Genomic DNA, 19,934 nt, shown 5'->3' with positions numbered 1-19,934 from the left:
ATTTCTTCGCGTGCGATTTCGGGGCCGGGTGAGCACCACTCGGTTCGACGGAAAAGTGCGCCTCGACCTGCGGGAGCACGAAATTGTCAGTGGTGCAAGGCAGAGTGGAGCGCGTCCCGAGCGGCCTCGGACTGCCAGGAACGTGGTGCATAGTGAGGCCCATGCCCGACACGGAGGGGAGGCGATCTATGACGCAACGGAGGCGATGACGTCCACCGCTGACCGGAGACGATCCGGCCCGAGCGACGCATAGCCGACGACCAGACCTGGGTAGGGCGCGATCCGTCCACTCGGGACGTACCCGGACAGTGCCAGCGCGTTGACCCCGCTCGCGGCGAGTGCCCGCTGGAGCGCGAGATCATCGGTGCCGTCCGGCAACCGCAGCACCACGTGCAGACCCGCCGCCACACCGACGGCCTGCCACGAGGGCAGCCGTTCCGCGACTGCTGCGAGCAACGCGTCCCGACGACGGCGGTACAGCGCCCTGGTCCGCCGCAGGTGTCGTTCGTACCCGCCCGTCCGCAGCAGGTGGGTGAGGGCGGCCTGGGGGATCGGGCTGCCGCCGAGGTCGTTGTAGTGCTTGGCGTCGATGACGGCCGAGCGCAGCGCGGGCGGCGGGATGAGCCAGCCGATCCGCAGCGCCGGCGACAGCACCTTGCTGACGCTGCCGAGGTAGGCCACCCGCGTCGGGTCCAGCGCCTGCACCGCGCCCATGGCGTGCCGGTCGTACCGGTGTTCGGCGTCGTAGTCGTCCTCCAGCACAAGGCCATCACGCTCGCGTGCCCACGCGATCAGCGCCCGTCGGCGCTGGGGGTGCAGCACGACGCCGAGCGGGAACTGGTGCGCCGAGGTGACCTGCACGGCGCGGCAGCCGGTCGCGGCCAGTTCGTCGACGCGGATGCCGCGATCGTCGGCGGTGACCGGGACCGGACGCAGCCCGTGTGCCGCGAACAGGTCGGCCTGGCCGAGGTGGCCGGGGCACTCGAGGGCGATGCTGGTGTGGCCGGCGGCCCGCAGGACGCGGGCCACCAGGCCCATGCCCTCGGCGACGCCGTGGGTGACCACGACGTCCTCGGGACCGGCCGCGACGGCTCGGACCCGGCCCAGGTAGCCGGCCAGTTCGGTCCGGAGCTCGGGCAGCCCCGCGTAGTCGGGGTAGCCCAGCGCCTCGTCGGGCAGCTCGGCCAGGCCCGCCTTGGTCGCCGCGATCCACTCGGCGCGGGGGAACGCGCCCAGCGCCGGGATGCCGGGCCGCAGGTTGTAGCGCCAGCGGACCGGTCGGCTCGGGCTGGTCGTGACGGGCGCGGCGCCGCACTCGGTGTCGGCCACCATGGTGCCGGAGCCGTGCCGTGCGACCAGGTAGCCCTCCGCGATCAGTTGGGCGTATCCGGCGGTGACGGTGCCTCGGGCCAGCCCGAGCTGGCCGGCGAGGTCGCGGCTGGACGGCAGCCGGGTGCCTGGCCGCAGTCGGCCGGTTCGGATCGCCTCACGCAGTGCCGACTCGAGGGCTCGACCGCGGGTGCGTACGGGTTCGGCCGAGACGGCGGGGAGCAGCAGTTCACGTGTGGACGCTGTCGTGTTCGAGGTCATGAATACGGCGGTCCGCCGCCGGGCGGTGGTCGGTCGACTGGGGTCACCAGTCGAGCATGCCCGAGAACCACCCGCCGGCTAGGTCCCGCACGTGTTCACGCGGCCGCCTGGGCGCCGGTCACGAGCGCGCGGCCGGCTCTGGTCAGCACGGCCGGCACGCGCTGGCCGGGTGTGCCCGGCTGGCCCGGGCGGACCAGGCCCTCGTGCGCGAGCACGTGCGCGGTGAACTGGTCGCAGCACGGGACGCCGTCCACGAACAGGTCGGGCTCGGCGCTGCAGGCCAGCTGGGCTCGGCCGGCGGCGACGGCACGCAGCATGGCCAGCACGCGGTGGTTGACCGCGGGCGGTTGTGAGGTCGCGAGCGGTGTGGTCATGTCAGTCCTCCCAGTGCGGTGGCCGCCGTGTGACGGCAGCCACACCCCCATCAAGCAAGAGCGCGAACCGGTCGCCGAGATGCCCTGTTCCCATGGTCAGTCATCGCGAGTTGGCCAAACGCTCAAATGCACGGACTGCGGAAACTCATCGGAGGGACTGCGGAAACTCCTCAAGTGGTCCGGCAACCGGAGCATCAAGTGGAGCAGGTACGCGGACCAGTTGCCCGCAGACTGGAGGGCATGGCGAAGACGGGGGACATCAGGGCGGTCGCGTTCGGCGGGGGGAGCATCCTGCTGGTCGGCGCGTCCTTCCCGGTGACCGGGCTGCTGCAGGGCTACCCGGTGCTGGCCGGGCAGGCGGTCCGGTACGCGATCGGCGGCCTGATCCTGCTCGGCGTGCTGCTGGCGCGTGGCCGCCGGCTGCCGCTGCCGGGCCTGCGCGACCTGGCCGGCATCCTCGGCATGGTCGTGGCCGGCATGCTCGGCTTCAACGCGGCCATCCTGGTCGCCGAACGCTATGCCACGCCGGGATTCGTCACGGCCGTCGTCGGCTGCACGCCGCTGGTGCTCGCGATCGCGGTGCCGCTGCTGGGAAGGCGACGTCCGGCGATGGCGGCTGTCCTCGGCGCGGGGATCGTGGTCGGCGGCGTCGCCGTGCTCACCGGCGGCGGTTCGTGGCACGGGCCCGGGCTGCTGCTGGCCCTGGCGTGCATGGCGGGCGAGGTGCTGTTCACGTTGTGCGGCATCGGGCCGGTGCAGCGGTTAGGAGCCATGGAAGCGTCCACGTGGGCCAGCTTCATCGCGGCCATCGGCGGCGCCGGCATCGCGTCCATTGTGGATGGTGGTGCCGCGTGGCGGCTGCCGACGCCGACCGAGGGAACGGCGTTGGTGGTGCTGGGAGTCTTCGTCACCGCCGTCGCGTTCACCGGCTGGTACACGTGCGTGGCGAGGATCGGCGCCGACCGCGCCGGCGTGCTCGTCGGGCTGATGCCGGTGTCGGGCCTCGTCGTCTCCGTGCTGCTGCACGCCCAGGCCTTGACCGTCACGGCAGCGGTGGGTGCATCCGCCGTCGCCGCCGGCTGCACCCTCGGTCTGTACCGCCGCCGGGTCAGCGCCCGCCGCGAGCCATCCGAAGCACGTCCAATGCCTCATCCAGCTGCTCGACGGTGATCCGCCCGGCGTCCACATGCCCACGGGCCAGCACGACCTCGCGGATCGTGCGCCGCTCCTTGAGCGCCTGCTTGGCGATCGCGGCCGCCTCCTCGTAGCCGAGGTAGCGGTTCAGCGGTGTCACCACCGACGGCGAGGACTCGGCGTACTCCCGCATCCGGTCGGCGTCCGGCACCGCACCCGCGATCACCTTGTCCGCCAGCAGTCGCGCCACGGCGGCGAGCAGGCGGGCCGACTCCAGCACGTTGCGGGCGATCACCGGCAGCATCACGTTGAGCTCGAAATTGCCCTGGGTGCCGGCGAACGCGACCGCCGCGTCGTTGCCGATCACCTGGGCGACGACCATCATGGTCGCCTCCGAGATCACCGGGTTGACCTTGCCGGGCATGATCGACGAGCCCGGTTGCAGGTCCGGCAGCGCCAGCTCGGCGAGGCCGGTGCGCGGCCCGGAGCCCAGCCAGCGCAGGTCGTTGGCGATCTTGAACAGGGACACCGCGACGGTGCGCAGCTGGCCGGAGATCTCCACGACGCCGTCCCGGCTGGCCTGCGCCTCGATGTGGTCGCGGGCCTCGGTCAGCGGAAGTCCGGTCAGCGAGGCCAGTTCCGCCGCGACCGCGGCCCCGAAGCCCTCCGGCGCGTTCAGCCCGGTGCCGACGGCGGTGCCGCCGATGGGCAGCTCACCCAGCCGCGGCAGGCTCGCCTGCAGCCGCTCGACGCCATAGGCGACCTGCGACGCCCAGCCGCCGGCCTCCTGCCCGAGCGTGACCGGCACCGCGTCCATCAGGTGCGTGCGACCCGACTTCACGAGATCGCCCCACTCCGCGGCCCGCTTGCGCAGCACGGCAACCAGGTGTTCCAGCGCCGGCACGACGTCCCGCACGACGGCCTCGGTGGCCGCGACGTGGATGGTCGTCGGGAACGTGTCGTTGGACGACTGGGAGGCGTTCACGTGGTCGTTGGGATGAACGTCACGGCCGAGGGCACGGGTGGCGAGGGTGGCGATCACCTCGTTGGCGTTCATGTTCGACGAGGTGCCCGATCCGGTCTGGAAGACGTCGATCGGGAAGTGCTCGTCGTGCGCCCCGTCGGCGACCTCCTTGGCCGCGGCGACGATCGCGTCCGCCATGTCGTCGGGCAGCACGCCGAGCTGCTTGTTCACGGTCGCGGCGGCCGCCTTGAGCAGGCCCAACGCCCGGATCTGTGATCGTTCCAGGCCCCGCCCCGAGATCGGGAAGTTCTCCACGGCGCGCTGCGTCTGCGCGCGCCACAGCGCCTCGGCGGGGACCTTGACCTCGCCCATCGTGTCGTGCTCGATCCGGTACTGCTGCTCACCCATAGTTCGAGTCTGGACCTACAAGCGACCGCCGGCAGCGTGGCGTGCGGCACCCCCGAGATCACCCCCTGAATCCTGCGATGTCCTGACGCGCCCGGCGCGAACCGCACTAGAGTCGGACGTGTTCGCGATCACTGCCTCCCACCACAGGCGGAAAGCGGGGCCCAAGCGATGAGTTCTCCGGACGACATCGAGGTCGATCTCCTGGTGGTCGGCGCCGGCCCGGTCGGGCTGTTCGCCGCCTACTACGCGGGTTTCCGGGAGCTGTCCACCGCGCTGGTGGACGCACTGCCCGAACCCGGCGGCCAGGTCACCGCGATGTACCCGGAGAAGATGATCTTCGACGTCGCCGGCTTCCCGGCGGTGCGCGGCCGCGACCTGATCAACGCGCTGGTCGAGCAGGCCGCCCAGTGGAAGCCCCGCTACCTGCTGGGCCGCCAGGCCCGCACGGTCGAGGACGGGGAGAACGGGCTCGTCGTCGGCCTCGCCGACGGCACGACCGTGCGCGCGGGCGCAGTGCTGATCACCGCCGGCATGGGGGAGTTCAACCCCCGCCCGCTGCCCGCCGGCGACGGCTGGGTCGGCAAGGGCGTCGTGTACTTCGTGCCGTCGCTGGAGGCGCACCTCGGCCAGGACGTGGTGATCGTCGGCGGCGGCGACTCCGCGTTCGACTGGGCCTTGGCGCTGCACCCCATCGCCAACAGCGTCACCCTCGTGCACCGCCGCGCGGCCTTCCGGGCCCATCCCGCCACCGTCACCAAGGTGCGCGAACTGGGCGTGCCGATCATCACCGACGCCCAGGTCACGGAGCTGCGCGGCGGCGATGACGGGCTGCTCGCCGAGGTGGAGATCGAGATCAAGGGCGGTGGCCGCAAGGTGCTGCCGGCCCAGACGGCGGTCGCCGCGCTGGGCTTCACCGCCGACCTGGGCCCGATCGAGTCCTGGGGCCTGGAGTTGGACCACCGCGCGGTGGCCGTCGACACGACCATGCGCACCGCGCGGCCCCGGGTCTACGCCGCCGGCGACGTCGCCACGTACCCGGGCAAGGTCAAGCTGATCGCCACCGGCTTCGGCGAGGCCGCGACCGCGGTCAACAACCTCGCCGTGGAGCTGAACCCCGAGGCGCACCTGTTCCCGGGGCACTCCAGCAACGACGGCTGATCAGGCGACGACCTGGACCGGGTCGCCGACCTCCAGCACCGCGTAGAACTTCGCGGACGCCGCCATCGTCAGGTGCACGCAGCCGGCCGAGGGCCGGGTCAGGCTGCCCTCGTGGAAGGCGATGCCGCCGGGCGCGAAGAACACCGAGTTCTCCATCGGCGCGTTGTTGAACTCGCTGCTCTTGTGGTGCTTGTCCTTCCACTCCACGTGGAAGAAGCCGACGGGGGTCGGCTCGGACGCCTTGCCCGGCATCATCGGCACCGGCCCGTAGCTGACCTTGCCGTCGATGATCAGCCACGCCTGCCCGCTGCTCTTGTCCACACACGCCGCCATGGTCGCCAGGCACGGCGTGCCCGGCGCCTTGCCGACCGGCTTGGGCTTCGTCGTGGTGGTCGGCCTCACCGTGGTGGTGGTCGTGGTCGGCGGGGGAGTCGTGGTGGTGGTCGTCGGCGCGACCGTGGTCGTCGTCGTGGTTGTGGTGGTGGTCGTCGTTGTCGCGCTGGCCGACGTGCTCGCCGGCGAGGCGTTCGACGCCAGATCCACCCCGGTCGAACACGCCGCCATCAGCCCCGCGGCCCCCACCGCGGCCAGCGCCAGCACAATTCTGTTCACCCGCACGGAATTCTCCCCTGCAATCCCCGGTACAACGCCGATCACCAGCAACGACGCGACACTGTATGCGGGGGTTGCCACGGGATTTCCGTTACTTCGTAACGGTTGGGACTCCGGTTGGCTACGGGAGCGGCGGAAGCACGTCCTCGACGTCCGACTCGGCCAGCCGGTCGAAGTCCACGGAGGAGTACTGGCGCAGCTTCGTCAGCCGGTGGAAGCCGTCGATCACGCGCACGGTGCCGGACTTGGAGCGCATCACGATCGACTGCGTGGTGCAGCCGCCCGCGCGGTACTGCACGCCGCGCACCAGGCTGCCGTCGGTGACGCCGGTGGCGCAGAAGAACACGTTGTCGCCGCGCACCAGGTCGTCGGTGGTGAGGACTCGGGTCAGGTCGTGCCCAGCGTCCAGCGCCTTCCGCCGCTCGGCGTCGTCACGCGGCCACAACCGGCCTTGGATCGCGCCGCCCATGCACTTCATGGCGCACGCCGTGATGATGCCCTCGGGCGTGCCACCAATACCCAGCAACAGGTCCACGCCGGTGCCCGGGCGCGCCGCCGAGATCGCGCCGGCCACGTCGCCGTCGGCGATGAAGTGGATCCGGGCGCCGGCCTCACGGACCTCCTTGACCAGCTGCTCGTGGCGGGGCCGGTCCAGGATGCACACCGTGACGTCCTCGACGTCGCTGTGCTTGGCCCGCGCCACCCGGCGGATGTTCTCCGCCACCGGCGCGGTCAGGTCGATCACGTCCGCCGCCTCCGGGCCGGCGGCGATCTTCTCCATGTAGAACACGGCCGACGGGTCGTACATCGCGCCGCGTTCGGCCACCGCGAGCACCGCGACGGCGTTCGGCATTCCCTTGCTCATCAACGTGGTGCCGTCCACCGGGTCGACGGCCACGTCGCAGTCCGGGCCGTCGCCGTTGCCGACCTCCTCGCCGTTGAACAGCATGGGCGCCTCGTCCTTCTCGCCCTCGCCGATCACGACCACGCCACGCATCGACACCGTGCCGATGAGCTTGCGCATGGCATCCACCGCGGCGCCGTCGCCGCCGTTCTTGTCGCCCCTGCCCACCCAGCGGCCGGCGGCCATCGCGGCGGCCTCGGTCACGCGGACCAGCTCCATCGCGAGGTTGCGGTCGGGCGCCTCCGGCGTGCGCCGGGGCTCGGTGGTGGTCATGGCGGCCTCCCTGTTCTGCTCGTGGCAGGACTACCCGGAAATCCTCGCAGATCACCCGCTCGGGCCCGGCCCGTGATCGATTCCGCGGTGAGAAACAGCACCCCGTGCGCCCACGTCGGGCCAGCTTGAGACGATGGCCGGGTGCCCGACACCCAGACGCCCACCCCACCGCGGTCCGGACGCGGCTCGCAGACCGCCCGCGACATGGTGCTGTCGCTGGCCGCGCTGCTGCTGATCCTGCTCGCGGTGCTGGGCTTCAGCCGCGGCTGCTCGTTCAGCCCGGGCGGGCCGACCATCGACACCAGCGCGGTGCCGACCGTGGACGTGGACAGCGCGCTGAAGGGCATCGCGGCCGGCACGGACGTTCCGGTGCGGGAGCCGAAGGTGCCCGCCGACTGGCACGCCAATTCGACGGACACGATCTCCATCGGTACCGGCGACCAGGCCCGGCCGGTCGTCCGCGTCGGCTGGCTCACGCCCGGCGGCGGCTACCTGCGGCTGTCCCAGACCCAGGGCGCGGCTCGGGACCTCATCGCCTCCGAGACGGACGACCCGAAGTCGGAGCCGGCCGCCACCGGCACCGTCGACGTGGCCGGCGTGAACTGGACCATCTATCCGGCCCGGCGCAGCGAGACGTCGTGGCTGGCCAATGTCGGCGGGGTACGGCTGTTGATCTCCGGCAGCGGCAAGGACGCCGAGTTCCGGACGCTGGCGCAGGCCGTGCAGACCGCCGCGCCGCTGCCGAAGAAGTCCTAGCCCTCGGCGACGTCCTCCTCGACGACCGCCAGCGCCGTCTCCACCCGCTGGCGGGCGCCGGCCAGGTGCCCCTCGCAGATCTTGGCCAGGGCCTCGCCACGCTCCCACAGCGCCAGCGAGTCCTCCAGGGACAGGCCGCCGGCCTCCAGCTTGCGGACGACATCGGCCAACTCGTCGCGCGCGGCCTCGTAGCCGAGCGTCGGTTCCGTCATGACGCGCTGGTTCCCATCTGGCTCTGCACCCGGACCACAACCGCCGCGACGGCCTGGTCGTACCCGACGAACGCCTCGGCGAACTCGGCGCCGTCGCCGTCCTGCACCGCCTCGCCGATGCGGTCCTCGGCATCGGCCACGCGGCGCCGGTGCACGGAGCCGTCGCCGTACCACCACTGCGTCCCCACGTAGACCGAGGTGGCCTCGGTCAGCTCATGGAGACGCGAGGGTAACGCCCGGCGACCGGGGTAGTCGCAGCCGGCCAGCATGGCGGTCCACGTGTCGACGGCGGCCGCGTTCGCCGCCTCGGCGCAGTACTGCACCACCCGCGCGCCGCGGGTCAGTTCGGACTGGTCGGTGTTGTCGGCCGCCGCTCTGGCCGTGGCCACCGTCAACGGGAGGAACGTGGGTTCACGCGCCGGGTATGGCACCCCTACCTCCGCTCACGGGTGTCGTCGTCGGGCACGACGGCACGGATCGCCCCGTCAACGAGCCGCACCCGCAGATGCGTTCCCGGTGGGGCGTCGTCCACGGACCGGAGCACCGAGGTGGCCCCGTCCTCGGCCACGCTCTGCACCACGGCGTATCCACGGGCCAGCGTGGCGGCTGGTCCGAGGGTCGTCAAGCGTGAACGGATGGCCGATAGTGCACTTTCCTCGCTGCCGAGCAGGGACTTGATCTCCCGACGGCCTCGGTCACGCAGCGTGGTCACGTCGTCGGCGCGCCGTTGCAGCGGCGTGAACGGGTCGGCCAGCACCGGCCGGCTGCGCAGCGCGTCCAGCAGCCGCCGCTCCCGGTCCACCCAGCCGTGCAGCGCCCGCCGGGTGCGGTCGCGCAGTTGGCGGATCCGCTGGGTCTCCTCGGCGACGTCCGGCACGACCCGCTTGCCGGCGTCGGTCGGCGTGGAACACCGCAGGTCGGCGACGTGATCCAGCAGCGGGGTGTCCGGCTCGTGGCCGATGGCGCTGATCACCGGCGTGCCGCAGGCGGACACCGCACGACAGAGCGTCTCGTCGGAGAACGGCAGCAGGTCCTCGACGCTGCCGCCGCCGCGTGCGATCACGATGACGTCCACGTCCGGGTCGGCGTCCAAGGTCTTCAGGGCGGTCATCACCTGCGGCACGGCCGTCGTGCCCTGCACGGCCACGTTGATCACCCGAAAGTGTGCCGCCGGCCAGCGGCCGCGGGCGTTGGTCAGCACGTCCCGCTCGGCCGCCGACGCGCGGCCGGTGATCAGGCCGATGGTGCGCGGCAGGAACGGCAGCGGCCGCTTGCGGCGCGGGTCGAACAGGCCCTCGGCGGCCAGCAGCCGGCGCAGCCGTTCGATCCGGGCTAGCAGCTCGCCGATGCCGACCGCGCGGATCTCGTCCACCCGCAGGCTCAGCGTGCCGCGGCCGGTGTAGTAGCTGGGCTTGCCGTGCACCACCACCCGGCTGCCGTCGGTCAGCGGCGGCTCCATGCCTCGGACCAGCTGCGTCGAGCACGTCACCGAGATCGACACGTCCGCGCTGGTGTCACGCAGCGTGAGGAACGCGGTGGCGGTGCCCGGACGGGCCGAGATCTGGGTGACCTGCCCCTCGACCCAGACGGCGCCGAGCCGGTTGATCCAATCGGCGATCTTGCGGGTGACCGTGCGCACCGGCCAGGGCTGCTCGGCGGTGGTCGGACCGGGTGCGGTCACGAGTCGGTGTTCTCCTGGGCCCGTACGGTGGCGATGCGCCTGGTCAGCATGCCCAGGTAGGCGGGGCGGGCGGCGTGCTCGCGCTCGTAGCCGAGCAGCTGCTCCAGGTCGTCGAGGCTGAGCCGGCGCAGCCGGGCCCGCAGCTGCGGCACCGACAGCTCGTCGTACTCCGGCAGCGCGGCCGGGCCGCCCGCGGCGAACTCGTCCTCGTCGGCGGTGTCCTCGTGCTCGGACACCGCCCGCTCCTCGGCCAGCCACGGGTCGAGGTCCTGCACCTGGCCGTCGGCGGCGACGTCCTCGTCCTCGTCGAAGGTCGCCCAATCGGGGGTTTCCTCGACCGGCCGCAGCGAGGCCAGCGCGTCGTCACCCTTGATCGCCAGCTCGGTGACCCGCTGCTGCACGCGCATGGACAGCTGCAGCGCCTGGCTCACCACCGTCACCGGCAGCCCGGTCAGCTGCTCGGGGAGCTTGCGTGCCTGCTCGACCGCGGTGACCGCGAGTCCGGCTGCGATGCGCACCGGCAGCGGCAGTGACGACTTCATGGCGTCTAGCCTGCCCCAGTCGGCCCGTCCTGCACAGTTCTGCATGGCGAACGGGTGACGAAACCAACGCCGCTCACGCGGAGCGGCCGGCCCGCCGCCGCTACCCTTGGGCCATGACCACGTCGAGCCCAGCTGCTGACCGGCCCAAGCGCGTCTTCCTCGCCAAGCCACGCGGCTACTGCGCGGGCGTGGACCGTGCCGTCGTGACGGTGGAGAAGGCGCTGGAGACCTACGGCGCCCCCGTCTACGTGCGCAAGGAGATCGTGCACAACAAGTACGTCGTGGAGACCCTCCAGGACCGCGGCGCGATCTTCGTGGACGAGACCGACGAGGTGCCCGAGGGGGCGCTCGTGGTGTTCTCCGCGCACGGCGTGTCACCGGCGGTGCACGACGAGGCCGCCGCCCGCAACCTGCGCACCATCGACGCCACGTGCCCGCTGGTGACCAAGGTGCACCAGGAGGCCAAGCGGTTCGCCCGCGAGGATTACGACATCCTGCTGATCGGCCACGAGGGGCACGAGGAGGTCGAGGGCACCGCCGGCGAGGCCCCCGAGCACGTGCAGCTGGTGGACACCGCCGAGGACGTGGCCAAGGTCGAGGTCCGCGACCCGTCCAAGGTCATCTGGCTGTCCCAGACGACGCTGTCGGTCGACGAGACCATGGTCCGCGTCGAGCAGCTCAAGCAGCGCTTCCCGGATCTGCAGGCGCCGCCGAGCGACGACATCTGCTACGCCACCCAGAACCGCCAGGTCGCGGTGAAGGCGATGGCCCCGGAGTGCGACCTGGTGATCGTCGTCGGGTCGCAGAACTCGTCCAACTCCAAGCGGCTGGTCGAGGTCGCGCTGCAGCACGGCGCGCAGGCCTCGTACCTGATCGACTACGCCAAGGAGATCCAGGAGGAGTGGCTGGACGGCGTCCGCACGGTCGGTGTGACCAGCGGCGCTTCCGTGCCGGACATCCTCGTCCACGAGGTGCTGGCCTACCTCGCCGAGCGCGGTTGGGGCGACGTGGAAGAGGTCACCACCGCCAACGAGAAGATTGCCTTCCAGCTGCCCCGCGAGCTCCGCAAGGACCTCGTGCGCTGATCCTCAGCTGACACGAAGGGGCCCTTCGTCGCAGTTGGTGCGACGAAGGGCCCCTTCGTGTCATGTCTCAGTATTCGTCGTCGGGACGACGAGGCCGGCGCGGCGGGGGCTGCGGCGGGCGGCCCTGCCCGCCACCGCCGGGACGGCCACCGCCGCCACGGCCCGGTGCGGCCGGACGAGGCGGCACGCCGCGCTGGCCGCCGGCACCAGGAGCGGGACGCCCGGGATTGCCACCCCGGCCCGGCGGCACCTGCCGCGGCGGAGGCGGAGGCTGCTGCCGGTCGCGATCCACCCTCTCCCGGTCACGCGCGGGCGGCGGCGGTGCCGGCCGCGAGCGTCCACCGGCCGGCCGCGGGGCCGGCTCGCGACGCGGCGGCTCGCGGTCACGCCCGACCGGTTCGCGGTCCTCACGGCCCTGCGGCTCCCGGCGCACGGACCTGACCGCGGGCGGGAAGTCCTCGTCCTCGTCGAGCCGCGGCTTGCGCTGCAGGATCAGCCGGATCGCGCCGATCACCACGGTCAGCACGGTGGCGATGGCCATCACCGGGAAGTTGCCGATCAACGGCGGGGCGATCGCGATGGCCTTGGCCGTGACACCGCCGCTCGCGCCGCCGGCGAACAGCGTGAGCACGAGGCCGGCCACGATGATCATGATCAGCGGCGGCTGCACCATCGGCCCGAACAGGCTGCGCCGCCGCACGAAGGTCACGGCCAACACGCAGCCGAGCGTGTACAGGACCTGGAACGGCAGCCCCAGGGTCTTGTTCGTCAGCTCGTCGAACAGCGCGCCGACCACGGTGAGGGCGAGCGCCGTCAGCACCGCGCCCCACCAGGGCATGGCCCGTGAGCCGAAGGCGGGTGAGTCCCCCCACGAGGAGGTCCGCGGCTCGGTGTCAAGATCGCTTCGGCGATCGCGCGTGGCGGTCACGAGACGACACGGTAGCCCGTTTGTGTCGCGAAGCTTGTGAACGCTCCGTGAGAACGCCCGGCAGTCACCCCTACGGGCTGCGGGGAGTGCCCCGTTGAGCGGGCAAAACCGTCAGTTGATCACCCTCCGTCCGCTGTTTGCTCACTGTGAAGCGGCTCGGCCATCGGGGTAAACGGACCGGCCGTGACCTCATCCGCACGGCGCACGGTCGCCAGCGGCGTCGGGCTGCCGGCCGCGTCGGTCAGCGGCTGCACCGCACCCCGGAACCCCTCCAGCGCGTCCAGCTCGCGCCGCCGAGCGGACAGGAAGCGCTGCAGATGCGTGCTGGACAGGTTGACGGAGTCGATCGCCGTGTTCGCCGCCCGGTGTGCCACCGCGGCCTGGCTGCGTACCTGCTCCACGTCCGCGGCGATGGCACGCTCCGTCGCCGCGAACAGCGCCGCCGACGCCAGCACCGCGAACCCGGTCGGGCCGCACAGGAACACCCGCCGGTCCAGCAGCCATCGCAGCAGGTCGGGGTCGGTGTCCAGGGCCGCGACCACCGCCGCGTCCGAGGGCACGAACATCACCGTGCCGTAGATGGCGTCCGCCCAGCGGGCATAGCCCTTGCCCGCCAGCTCCGCCGCCCGGGACCGGATGTTGCGCACGTGCACCCGCAGGGCGTCGGCCCGCTCGTCGGCGTCGTCGGTCTCCATCGCCTCGGCCCAGACGACCATGCTCATCTTCGCGTCCACCGGCACCTGCCGGCCGCCGCCGACCGCGAGCACCAGGTCCGGGCGGATCGTGCCGCCGCCGGCCAGATCCGTCTGCAACGTGAAGTGCAGGCCCTCCCGGAGCCCGAGGGTGCGGGCCGTCTCGACGAGCACCTGTTCGCCGAGTTCACCCCTTCCGGTGATCGAGGAGAACGCCACCTCGTACCGGCGCAGCGTCGCCTGCTGCCGGTCGAACCGGGCGCGTTCGGCCTCCACCGCGGCGAACGCGGCGTCGGTCCGACGCACGCTGTCCTGGTACATCCGCCACAGCAGCACCAGGCCGCCGGCCAGCAGCAGGGCCAGCACGATCGCCGCGGTGCTGATCACTTCGGAACTCACGACCCCACAGTGCCACTGCCCTCCGACAGAGTTGTCGCCGCCCGAGGACTTCGGTCACACCTTCGAGACTCGCCGAGCGGCCTACCGGAGGTTGTCGGTGCCGGGGCTTAGCTTGAGGTGCCATGCGGGTCCTGCACACCTCCGACTGGCACGTGGGCCGTACCTTCCACGGCCGCGACCTGCTCGCCGACCAGGAAACGGTCCTCACCGGGCTGGCATCCCTGGTCGAGCGCGAGCGGGTGGACGTCGTCGTGGTGGCCGGCGATCTGTACGACCGCGCGGTTCCGTCCGCCGAGTCCATCGACACCTGCGCGCGTGTGCTGTCGGCGATCCGGGAGGCCGGGGCCCGCATCGTGATCACACCCGGGAACCACGACTCCGCCCAACGCATCGGCGTGTTCGGCGCGTTCGCCGCCGCGGGTGGCCTGCACCTCAGGACGAAGCTGTCCGCGCTGGACACGCCGGTTGTGCTCGACGACGTCGCGTTCTACGGGCTGCCCTATCTGGACCCGGAACCCTCGCGTCACGCGCTCGGCGTCGACGGCCGCGGTCACGCGGCCGTGCTGGGTGAAGCGATGCGCCGAGTTCGTGCCGATTTACGCAACAGAAGCGGCCTTGGCACCATGGTTCTCGCCCACGCCTTCGTGACGGGCGGCGAATCCTGCGAGTCCGAACGCTCCATTCGCGTCGGCGGCATCGACCACGTGCCCGGCGCGGTCTTCGACGGCGTCGACTACGTCGCCCTCGGCCACCTGCACGGTGCGCAGAAGCTGGCCGAGAACCTGCGCTACTCGGGCAGCCCGCTGGCCTACTCCTTCTCCGAGGCGCGACACCGCAAGCAGGTCCTGCTGGTCGACATTGACAGCTACGGACTGCATGCTGTCACGCAGGTCGAGCTGCCTGTTCCGCGCCGGCTGGCCACCCTCAGCGGCCGTCTCGACGATCTTCTCTCCGACCCTCGGCACGCCGATCTGGAAGAGTGCTTCCTGTCGGTCGCGGTGACCGACGAGGTTCGACCCCTTGACCTGCAACGCAAGTTGCAGGAGCGGTTCCCGTACGCCGTGCACGCCGAGTGGCGTCCCGACGGCGGCCGGGCCGCGGCCGAACTGCGCTACGCCGACGCCGTGCGCGGCCGCAGCGATCACCAGATCGCCGCCGGCTTCGTGCACGACGTCCGGGGCAGCGCGCCGACCGCGTCGGAATCGTCGTTGCTGGAGCAGGCTTTCCGGGAGGTGGAGACGGAATGAGGTTGCACCGCTTGGAGTTGTGCGCCTTCGGCCCCTACGCGGGCCGCGAGGCGGTGGACTTCGACCAGCTCGGCGCCGACGGCCTTTTCCTGCTGCACGGGGAGACCGGCGCCGGCAAGACGACGCTGCTCGACGCCGTGGCGTTCGCCCTGTTCGGTCGGGTTCCCGGCGCGCGCGGTGACGTCAAGCGGCTGCGGTACGACAACGCCGACCCGGACCTGCCGACCGAGGTCTTACTGGAGCTTTCCGTTCAGGGTCAACGGTTTCGACTGGTCCGCAGCCCGGAGTACGACCGGCCCAAGCGCCGCGGCGGCGGCTTCACCACCCAGAAGGCGATGGTCTCGCTGACGTGGCTGAGTTCCGACGCCGAAGGCATTACCCGCAATGACGAGGTCGCTCGCACCGTGGAGCGGCTGCTCGGCATGACCGCGGAGCAGTTCTTCCAGGTTGTGCTGCTGCCACAGGGAGAATTCGCCCGCTTCCTGCGTTCGGACACGTCCGAACGGGAGAAGCTGCTGGAGAAGCTGTTCGGCACGCAGCGCTTCCACGACGTCGAGCAGTGGTTCCGCGACCGCCGCCAGCTGGCCGGCCGCAAGGTCGAGCAGCATCGCCAGCAGGTACGCGAACAGGTCGCCCGCACCGCGCAGGCGGCCGGCGAGCAGATGCCCGACGAGGCCGACGAGCAGTGGCTCGCGGAATTGTCGGACCGGGTCGCCACGATGGTGTCCGTGGCAGAGGCAACCGAGTCCGCGAGCCGGGAACGCGCCCGGCAGGCGGACGCCGAGCTGGCGCAGCGACGTGCGCTGGCCGATCGGGTGCGCCGCGTGCGCCGGGCGACCGAGCAGCTCGCGGGCCTGCCGACCGAGGAACGCGCCGCCTGGCGAGCCGAGCTGGCGGCCGCCCGACGGGCCGTCGGCGTCAAGGCCGCGCACCAGACCGAGCGGCAGATCGAGCAGGAACTGACTCAGGTGCGGGACCGGGAGCGTGCCGGTGTCCGACGGCTCGGCCCGGTCGTGTTGGAGGACGATCCCCGTGGTCAGGCGGGCCGTCTTCGTGAGGAAGCGGGAACGCTCCGGCAGTTCGTCGCCGAGGCCGAGCAGTTGGCGGCCGATCAGCGACGGATCCGGCAGCAGGAGAAGCGCCGCGAGGAGCTCGCCGTCGGCATCCGGCAGCTCGGCGGCGTTCTCACCCAGCTGCCGGACCAGCTGAGCATCGCTCGGCAACGCCTCGACAAGGCCCGGGACGCCCGGACGCGGCTGGACGCCGTCGAGGAGCAGTGGCGGCAGCTGTCCGAGATCGCCGTCGACGCGGACCGGCTGCCGGCGTTGGAACGCGCGCTGGAGCGGGCCATCGCCGGCGACCGCAAGGCCGTCGACGAGCATCAGGCGGCCTACGACCGGTTCCTGGACATCAGGCAGCGCCGCCTGGACGGCATGGCGTCCGAACTGGCCGCCGGGCTCGTTCCCGGCCAGCACTGCCCGGTATGCGGCTCGACCGAGCACCCCGTGCCGGCCCGTGCCGCCGACGGCTCGGTCACCCGGGAGCAGGACGCCGCCGCGCAGCGGGCCGAGCAGGAGGCGAAGCAGCGCCGGGAACAGGCCGCCGCGCGGCTGCGGACCGCCGAACAGGAGTGCCTGACGCTCCGGGATCGGTTGGCCGGCAAGGACCCCGAGTCGCTGAAGGCCGACCTGAAGATGCTCACCGACGAGCGGGACGAGCTGCGCACGGTCGCCGCGTGGGTCGACCGGCTGGTCGCCGAGGTGAGCCGGCTGGAGGACGAGACGCGGCGGCAGACCGAGCGGCACGCCGAGGCCGAGCGGGAGTTCGCGGTCGTCGTCGCCGAGCTGGCCTCGCTGCGGGAGAACGTCGACGAGCGCACCGAACGCGTGCGGCTCGCTCGCGGCGAGTTCCCGGACGTCGCCGCCCGGCGCGAGCACCTGCTCACCGTCGCCGACATCGTCGAGTTCGTCGCCAACGCGAGGGACGAGGCCGTCGGAGTGGAGAAAAGGCTTGCCGCACAACGGGAAGCCGTCGCCCGGGCGGCCACGGCGGCCGGGTTCGACGACGTGCCGGCGGCGATCGACGCCGCGCGGTCCGACCAGGCCATCGCCGCCCTGGAGCGGCAGCTTGAGCAGGTGCAAGCGGTCGAGGACTCGGCGCGGGGAGTGCTCGCCGAGCCCGAGCTGGCCGGTGTGGACCCGACCACCGAGGTCGACGTCGCAACGGTCGAAGCCGAGGCGGCGCAGGCGCGTGAGGCCCTGGAGGTCGCCGTCGCGGCGCTGCGTTCGGCCCAGCAGCGGCGAACCGAGCTGGCCGAGCAGGGCGCCCGGCTGCGCTCGGTGTGGGCCTCGCTCGCCCCGGTGCTGGCCAAGTACGACGAGTTGGACGCCCTGACCGACGTCGTCATCGGGCGTGGCCAGAACGCCCGTGGCATGTCGCTGCGGTCGTACGTGCTGGCCGCCCGGCTGGAGGAGGTCGCCATCGCCGCTTCGCGCCGGCTGCGCCGGATGAGCCAGGGCCGCTACGAGTTCGTGCACTCCGACGCCGCCGGCCCGCGCGGCACCCGGGGCGGCCTCGGGCTGGACGTGCTCGACGACTACACCGGCCGGATCCGGCCGGCGAAGACGCTGTCCGGCGGCGAGTCCTTCCTCGCGTCGCTCGCGCTCGCGCTGGGCCTGGCCGACGTCGTCGCCGCCGAGACCGGCGGGGCGCTGCTGGACACGCTCTTCGTCGATGAGGGCTTCGGCACCCTCGACCCGGAGAGCCTCGACATGGTCATGGACACCCTCGACGAGCTGCGTGCCGGTGGCCGCGTCGTGGGGCTGGTCTCGCACGTCGAGGAGTTGCGACAGCGGATCCCGACCCGGCTGCGGGTGCGCAAGGCCCGCGCCGGCTCGCGATTGGAGGTGGTCGCTTAGGCAGCCTTCTCCTCGTGGTCGAGCAGCCAGCGCTTGACCTCGGCGCCCCAGCGGAACCCGCCGATCGAACCGTCGGTGCGCAGGACGCGGTGGCAGGGCACGAACAGTGTCGCGGCGTTGTACGCGCAGGCTCCCGCGGCAGCCCGGACCGCGGCCGGGCGACCGGCCAGCTCGGCGTACTGCCGATAGGTGACCGGCTTGCCGGCCGGGACGGTGCGCAGCACGCGCCAGGCGTGCTCGCGGAACTCGCCGGACCGCTGCAGCACCTCGATGTCGTCGATCACCAGCAGCTCGCCCGCGTGGTAGTCGCGGACGGCCTTGGTGATGTGGCCCAGCTCGGCCCGCTGCTCGACCTCGGTCGGCCGCAGCGACGGCTGGACCTGCGGCAGCAGGTCGCCGAGGTCGGCGGTCCAGCCCGAGGCCAGCACGACGTCCTGGTCGTTGACGACTGTGGTGAACGGTCCGATCGGGGTGTCCACGGTGGACGAGTACGCGGTGGTCACTTCGAACTCCTGGGAATCGGTGTCGTCGACTGGGCGGCCCGCCACAGGTGCATGCCGGCGTACGAGCGCCAGGGCCGCCAGGCCCGGCCGCGTGCCGCCAGACCGTCCGGGTCTGCGGGCAGGCCGAGGTTGGCCGCGCCCTTGAGCAGGGCAACGTCCGTGGTGAGCAGGACATCGGGCGCGCCGAGCACGCGCATCAGCACGTAGCCGGCGGTCCACGGCCCGATGCCGGGCAGGGCTTCGAGTTCGGCGCGCAGTTCCTCCGGGTCGCGGCCGACGTCGACGGTCAGCGTGCCGTCGGCCAGCGCCGCGCAGGTGGACAGCACCGTGTCGATGCGACGGCGTGGGCCGGTGAGCACCGCGGCGCCCTCCTTGGCGATCGCCTCGGGGGTGGGGAACAGCCTGGTCAGCGTGCCGTCCGGGGTTTCCAGCGGCTCGCCGAGCTGCTCGGTGAGCCGGGCGACGGCGGTGCGTGCCGCCGCCACCGTCACCTGCTGGCCGAGCAGTGCCCGCAGCACGATCTCGGGGCCGTCGACCGCACCCGGCAGACGGATGCCCGGCGTCTTCGACACCGACGGCGCCAGGTTCGGGTCCGCCGCGAGCAGCTCGTCGCAGGCCACCGGGTCCGCGTCGAGGTCGAACAGGCGGCGCACGCGGGTCACCGCGCTGCCCAGGTCGCGGAGGTCGGTCAGCCGCAGCGTGCAGTCGATGTGCTGCGGTGTCGGCGTCAGTCGGACGGTCGCGCTGCCGTGCGACAGCCGGAGCGTGCGGGCGTAGCTGTCCTCGGTCGCCTCCTCGACGCCCGGGATGGCCCGGGAGGCGAGGAACGCGAGCATGCCGGTCGCGTCCATCGGCGGCCGGAACGGCAGGCGCAGCGAGATGGTGCCCGGCACCGACTCGTGGTGCTTGCGCCTGGCCGCGCCCTCCCGCAGCTGCGACGGGGTGACGGCGAACACCGCCCGTACGGTGTCGTTGAACTGGCGGATGCTGGCGAAGCCGGCCGCGAACGCCACGTCCGAGAACGGGAGGTCGGTGCTCTCGATCAGCAGCCGGGCCGAGTGCGCCCGGTGGGCCCGGGCCAGCGCCAGCGGCGGGGCGCCGAGCTCGGCCGTCAGGACCCTGGTCAGGTGGCGCTCCGAGTAGCCGAGGCGGCGGGCCAGTCCCGGCACGCCGTCGCGCTCGACGACGCCGTCCGCGATCAGCCGCATCGAGCGGGCCGCCAGGTCGGCGCGCACGTTCCAGTCCGGCGAGCCCGGGACCGCGTCCGGCAGGCAGCGCCGGCACGCCCGGTAGCCGCCGGCCTGGGCGGCCGCCGCCGTCAGGTAGAACTCGACGTTCTCCCGCTTCGGGCGCACCGCGGGGCAGGACGGCCGGCAGTAGATGCCGGTCGTGCGCACCGCGGTGATGAAGTGGCCGTCGAACCGCGCGTCGCGGGAGGCGACGGCGCGGTAGGCGCGTTCCGGATCGATGAGCACGGTATGAATGCTGCCAGCGTCCACGGGCGATGGCTGGCGGTTTTCGGACACCAGCATCGAGCCGCGTAGACTGCTCCGT

General features: G+C 72.2%; 19 protein-coding genes. 6 read left to right on the top strand and 13 right to left on the bottom strand.

The annotated features are described in order from the left end of the window. Positions 1–186 precede the first annotated feature (186 nt). The gene (gene pdxR / locus BJ998_RS14500) at positions 187–1,590 is read right to left on the bottom strand and encodes a MocR-like pyridoxine biosynthesis transcription factor PdxR (protein WP_184862040.1); all 1,404 of its coding nucleotides are present in this window, start codon (positions 1,588–1,590) and stop codon (positions 187–189) included. A gap of 95 nt (positions 1,591–1,685) precedes the next feature. Next, complete coding sequence (locus tag BJ998_RS14495; RefSeq protein WP_184862038.1) at positions 1,686–1,964, bottom strand: hypothetical protein; 279 nt, start codon at positions 1,962–1,964, stop codon at positions 1,686–1,688. 240 nt (positions 1,965–2,204) lie between these two features. Here BJ998_RS14495 and BJ998_RS14490 point away from each other — a divergent pair, with 240 nt between their 5' ends. Continuing rightward, positions 2,205–3,134 (top strand): DMT family transporter, encoded by a 930-nt coding sequence (locus BJ998_RS14490; RefSeq protein WP_184862036.1) that lies wholly within the window; start codon positions 2,205–2,207, stop codon positions 3,132–3,134. Here BJ998_RS14490 and BJ998_RS14485 read toward each other — a convergent pair. Further along, on the bottom strand, positions 3,073–4,470 hold the full coding sequence (locus BJ998_RS14485) for a class II fumarate hydratase (RefSeq protein WP_184862034.1): 1,398 nt from the start codon (positions 4,468–4,470) through the stop codon (positions 3,073–3,075). The two genes, BJ998_RS14490 and BJ998_RS14485, sit on opposite strands and share 62 nt — an antisense overlap. Positions 4,471–4,638: 168 nt before the next feature. Between BJ998_RS14485 and BJ998_RS14480 the strand changes: the two genes are divergently transcribed. Beyond that, complete coding sequence (locus BJ998_RS14480) at positions 4,639–5,628, top strand: NAD(P)/FAD-dependent oxidoreductase (protein WP_184862032.1); 990 nt, start codon at positions 4,639–4,641, stop codon at positions 5,626–5,628. On the opposite strand, the gene BJ998_RS14475 is transcribed toward BJ998_RS14480, so the two are convergent. Then, positions 5,629–6,246 (bottom strand): L,D-transpeptidase, encoded by a 618-nt coding sequence (locus BJ998_RS14475; protein ID WP_312890115.1) that lies wholly within the window; start codon positions 6,244–6,246, stop codon positions 5,629–5,631. Between the two features lie 115 nt (positions 6,247–6,361). Next, positions 6,362–7,417, bottom strand: coding sequence for a class II fructose-bisphosphatase (gene glpX / locus BJ998_RS14470; protein WP_184862030.1), 1,056 nt, complete (start codon positions 7,415–7,417; stop codon positions 6,362–6,364). Between the two features lie 141 nt (positions 7,418–7,558). Here glpX and BJ998_RS14465 point away from each other — a divergent pair, with 141 nt between their 5' ends. Continuing rightward, positions 7,559–8,173: a DUF4245 domain-containing protein gene (locus BJ998_RS14465; RefSeq protein ID WP_184862028.1), complete on the top strand. Its 615-nt coding sequence runs from the start codon at positions 7,559–7,561 to the stop codon at positions 8,171–8,173. Here BJ998_RS14465 and BJ998_RS14460 read toward each other — a convergent pair. Genes BJ998_RS14460 through BJ998_RS14445 form a run of 4 tightly spaced genes read right to left on the bottom strand, consistent with a single transcriptional unit; the run spans position 8,170 to position 10,608 of the window. Further along, complete coding sequence (locus BJ998_RS14460; RefSeq protein ID WP_184862026.1) at positions 8,170–8,385, bottom strand: exodeoxyribonuclease VII small subunit; 216 nt, start codon at positions 8,383–8,385, stop codon at positions 8,170–8,172. The genes BJ998_RS14465 and BJ998_RS14460 overlap by 4 nt on opposite strands. Continuing rightward, positions 8,382–8,774 (bottom strand): sugar ABC transporter substrate-binding protein, encoded by a 393-nt coding sequence (locus BJ998_RS14455; RefSeq protein WP_312890554.1) that lies wholly within the window; start codon positions 8,772–8,774, stop codon positions 8,382–8,384. Before BJ998_RS14455 ends, BJ998_RS14460 begins: the two co-directional genes overlap by 4 nt. Before the next feature lie 44 nt (positions 8,775–8,818). Continuing rightward, on the bottom strand, positions 8,819–10,066 hold the full coding sequence (xseA, locus tag BJ998_RS14450; protein ID WP_184862022.1) for an exodeoxyribonuclease VII large subunit: 1,248 nt from the start codon (positions 10,064–10,066) through the stop codon (positions 8,819–8,821). Next, positions 10,063–10,608, bottom strand: coding sequence for a lipid droplet-associated protein (locus BJ998_RS14445; RefSeq protein WP_184862020.1), 546 nt, complete (start codon positions 10,606–10,608; stop codon positions 10,063–10,065). Before BJ998_RS14445 ends, xseA begins: the two co-directional genes overlap by 4 nt. A 113-nt stretch (positions 10,609–10,721) precedes the next feature. Between BJ998_RS14445 and BJ998_RS14440 the strand changes: the two genes are divergently transcribed. Next, complete coding sequence (locus tag BJ998_RS14440; protein ID WP_184862018.1) at positions 10,722–11,693, top strand: 4-hydroxy-3-methylbut-2-enyl diphosphate reductase; 972 nt, start codon at positions 10,722–10,724, stop codon at positions 11,691–11,693. A gap of 67 nt (positions 11,694–11,760) precedes the next feature. Here the strand turns inward: BJ998_RS14440 and BJ998_RS14435 are convergent, their stop codons facing one another. Both BJ998_RS14435 and BJ998_RS14430 read right to left on the bottom strand, forming a co-directional pair. After that, the gene (locus BJ998_RS14435) at positions 11,761–12,621 is read right to left on the bottom strand and encodes a DUF6542 domain-containing protein (protein ID WP_184862016.1); all 861 of its coding nucleotides are present in this window, start codon (positions 12,619–12,621) and stop codon (positions 11,761–11,763) included. Between the two features lie 119 nt (positions 12,622–12,740). After that, entirely contained in the window at positions 12,741–13,712 is a 972-nt protein-coding gene (locus BJ998_RS14430; RefSeq protein ID WP_184862014.1) for a DNA recombination protein RmuC, read from the bottom strand. Between the two features lie 122 nt (positions 13,713–13,834). On the opposite strand from BJ998_RS14430, the gene BJ998_RS14425 reads away from it, so the two are divergent. After that, complete coding sequence (locus BJ998_RS14425; RefSeq protein WP_184862012.1) at positions 13,835–14,959, top strand: exonuclease SbcCD subunit D; 1,125 nt, start codon at positions 13,835–13,837, stop codon at positions 14,957–14,959. Continuing rightward, the gene (locus BJ998_RS14420) at positions 14,956–17,877 is read left to right on the top strand and encodes an AAA family ATPase (RefSeq protein WP_184862010.1); all 2,922 of its coding nucleotides are present in this window, start codon (positions 14,956–14,958) and stop codon (positions 17,875–17,877) included. The genes BJ998_RS14425 and BJ998_RS14420 overlap by 4 nt, the downstream gene beginning before the upstream one ends. On the opposite strand, the gene BJ998_RS14415 is transcribed toward BJ998_RS14420, so the two are convergent. Both BJ998_RS14415 and BJ998_RS14410 read right to left on the bottom strand, forming a co-directional pair. After that, positions 17,874–18,380 carry a methylated-DNA--[protein]-cysteine S-methyltransferase gene (locus tag BJ998_RS14415; RefSeq protein ID WP_184862008.1) on the bottom strand — a complete coding sequence of 169 codons (507 nt, stop codon included), beginning with the start codon at positions 18,378–18,380 and terminating at the stop codon, positions 17,874–17,876. The two genes, BJ998_RS14420 and BJ998_RS14415, sit on opposite strands and share 4 nt — an antisense overlap. After that, the gene (locus BJ998_RS14410; RefSeq protein WP_221338010.1) at positions 18,377–19,912 is read right to left on the bottom strand and encodes a DNA-3-methyladenine glycosylase 2 family protein; all 1,536 of its coding nucleotides are present in this window, start codon (positions 19,910–19,912) and stop codon (positions 18,377–18,379) included. The genes BJ998_RS14415 and BJ998_RS14410 overlap by 4 nt, the downstream gene beginning before the upstream one ends. Positions 19,913–19,934 lie beyond the last annotated feature (22 nt).

It is taken from the genome of Kutzneria kofuensis (genome assembly GCF_014203355.1).
Taxonomy (GTDB): Bacteria; Actinomycetota; Actinomycetes; order Mycobacteriales; family Pseudonocardiaceae; genus Kutzneria; species Kutzneria kofuensis.
The sequence above is the reverse complement of the archived record's forward strand: the minus strand, read 5'-3'. Positions and strand labels throughout refer to the sequence as shown.

Bases quoted from the DNA above. Each gene is read 5' to 3' on its own strand.
- pdxR (WP_184862040.1), bottom strand. From the start codon at position 1,590: ATGACCTCGAACACGACAGCGTCCACACGTGAACTGCTGCTCCCCGCC.
- BJ998_RS14495 (WP_184862038.1), bottom strand. From the start codon at position 1,964: ATGACCACACCGCTCGCGACCTCACAACCGCCCGCGGTCAACCACCGC.
- BJ998_RS14490 (WP_184862036.1), top strand. From the start codon at position 2,205: ATGGCGAAGACGGGGGACATCAGGGCGGTCGCGTTCGGCGGGGGGAGC.
- BJ998_RS14485 (WP_184862034.1), bottom strand. From the start codon at position 4,470: ATGGGTGAGCAGCAGTACCGGATCGAGCACGACACGATGGGCGAGGTC.
- BJ998_RS14480 (WP_184862032.1), top strand. From the start codon at position 4,639: ATGAGTTCTCCGGACGACATCGAGGTCGATCTCCTGGTGGTCGGCGCC.
- glpX (WP_184862030.1), bottom strand. From the start codon at position 7,417: ATGACCACCACCGAGCCCCGGCGCACGCCGGAGGCGCCCGACCGCAAC.
- BJ998_RS14460 (WP_184862026.1), bottom strand. From the start codon at position 8,385: ATGACGGAACCGACGCTCGGCTACGAGGCCGCGCGCGACGAGTTGGCC.
- BJ998_RS14445 (WP_184862020.1), bottom strand. From the start codon at position 10,608: ATGAAGTCGTCACTGCCGCTGCCGGTGCGCATCGCAGCCGGACTCGCG.
- BJ998_RS14440 (WP_184862018.1), top strand. From the start codon at position 10,722: ATGACCACGTCGAGCCCAGCTGCTGACCGGCCCAAGCGCGTCTTCCTC.
- BJ998_RS14425 (WP_184862012.1), top strand. From the start codon at position 13,835: ATGCGGGTCCTGCACACCTCCGACTGGCACGTGGGCCGTACCTTCCAC.
- BJ998_RS14420 (WP_184862010.1), top strand. From the start codon at position 14,956: ATGAGGTTGCACCGCTTGGAGTTGTGCGCCTTCGGCCCCTACGCGGGC.
- BJ998_RS14410 (WP_221338010.1), bottom strand. From the start codon at position 19,912: ATGCTGGTGTCCGAAAACCGCCAGCCATCGCCCGTGGACGCTGGCAGC.